Here is a 522-nt window from a genome sequence, read left to right as displayed (position 1 = left end):
GCCGAACACGACCGAATGCGTGGCGCCAATGCGCGCGCAAGCCTGCATCGCGACGACGCCTTCCACCGACATCGGCAAGTAGATCACCACGCGGTCGCCCTTCTTGACGCCCCGTTTCTTCAGCGCATTGGCGAAGCGGGAGACGCGTTGCAGCAGGTCCTGATAGGTGACGTTGGTGACGGTGCCGTCGTCGGCTTCGAAGATGATCGCGTTTTTCGCGCGGTTGCCCGCTTCGACGTGGCGATCGATGCAGTTGTACGACGCGTTGAGTTCGCCGTCCTCGAACCAGGTGTAGAACGGGGCATTCGATTCGTCGAGCACCTTCGTGAACGGCTTGTGCCACGCGAGCGTTTCGCGCGCGAGACGCGCCCAGAAGCCTTCGTAATCGCGTTCGGCTTCCGCGGCCAGGGCTTTGTAGGCGTCCATGCCGGAGATCGTGGCATGGGCCGATGCTTGCTCGGATGGCGGGAAAACGCGGCGTTCAATAAAGACAGATTCAATGGGTTTCATGTCGGATTTCCC

The 522-nt window shown here is 61.3% G+C and carries 1 protein-coding gene; it reads right to left on the bottom strand.

What is annotated here, in order from left to right; all coding sequences use genetic code 11:
• Window positions 1–510, bottom strand: a 510-nt coding sequence (locus AWB68_RS46130) for an acetyl-coenzyme A synthetase N-terminal domain-containing protein (RefSeq protein ID WP_143282106.1), incomplete at its 3' end; no start/stop codon positions are given.
• Between the last annotated feature and the right edge of the window lie 12 nt (window positions 511–522).

Source organism: Caballeronia choica (assembly GCF_001544535.1).
GTDB lineage: Bacteria > Pseudomonadota > Gammaproteobacteria > Burkholderiales > Burkholderiaceae > Caballeronia > Caballeronia choica.
Note: the sequence above shows the minus strand (reverse complement) of the source record. Positions and strands in the feature narration are given on the sequence as shown.